1 protein-coding gene is annotated in these 754 nt (G+C 33.6%); it reads right to left on the reverse strand.

All coding sequences use genetic code 11. The features are described 5' to 3' along the window. Positions 1 to 80: 80 nt before the first annotated feature. The gene (locus H3S73_RS13515) at positions 81 to 671 is read right to left on the reverse strand and encodes a hypothetical protein (RefSeq protein ID WP_198236984.1); all 591 of its coding nucleotides are present in this window, start codon (positions 669 to 671) and stop codon (positions 81 to 83) included. Between the last annotated feature and the right edge of the window lie 83 nt (positions 672 to 754).

The raw sequence follows: 754 nt of genomic DNA on the forward strand, positions 1-754 counted from the left end.
CCATTATTCATTCTTATTTATTTTAGTTTTTGCATTCATACTTGACCAATGGCTGATAATTGAGATTAATTTTTCATAACTTACTCGCTACTAGTTATAGGTTTAATCAATTTATAATGTATGCTATTTTCATATAATTTATCTCCCTTACCTACATAAAATGTTACGACATCTCGGTAAGTTTCTTCTGGTAACCTTACTGTTCTTGGCTCATATATAGCATTGAGTTTATTTTCCGAATTTAATACCCAATCCGGTACATTAATTACATGAAAATTATAAGTAACATAAAAATTGGTTTTATTGTAACTATAACCCTTTGCACGCGTATATTCATTTTTTTCGACATCTGTTACGTCCCCTACCACTATCTGACCATAGCAAAAAGAATTTTCATATATTGGTCGGGAGCCTCTTCTATCAATATCTTGATATCGGTATTTTTCCCCTAATTCGGTCACTTCATAATGATAAAGTTCGGGATGTCCTTCTACTGGCTCACGAGTTAATAAGCCAATCTCGGCAAATAAAGGCAATGTTTTGGCAAGATCTCCCTTATTCCAAATATCCCACTGAATATCATCTTCTAATACTGGCTCGTCGGTATAAGGGAATTTTACGTCCCCTACATAGTAGCAAAAATCGCCTTTTAGTTTAGTGCTAGCATGCATGGTATGTCCACACTTTTTAGTACCAAAAAGATAAGGTCATCGATTTCTTTTGTATTCAATCGGTGACTGATAATTTAATGTTG

This window comes from Gilliamella sp. B14384G12 (assembly GCF_016101825.1).
GTDB lineage: Bacteria > Pseudomonadota > Gammaproteobacteria > Enterobacterales > Orbaceae > Gilliamella > Gilliamella apicola_N.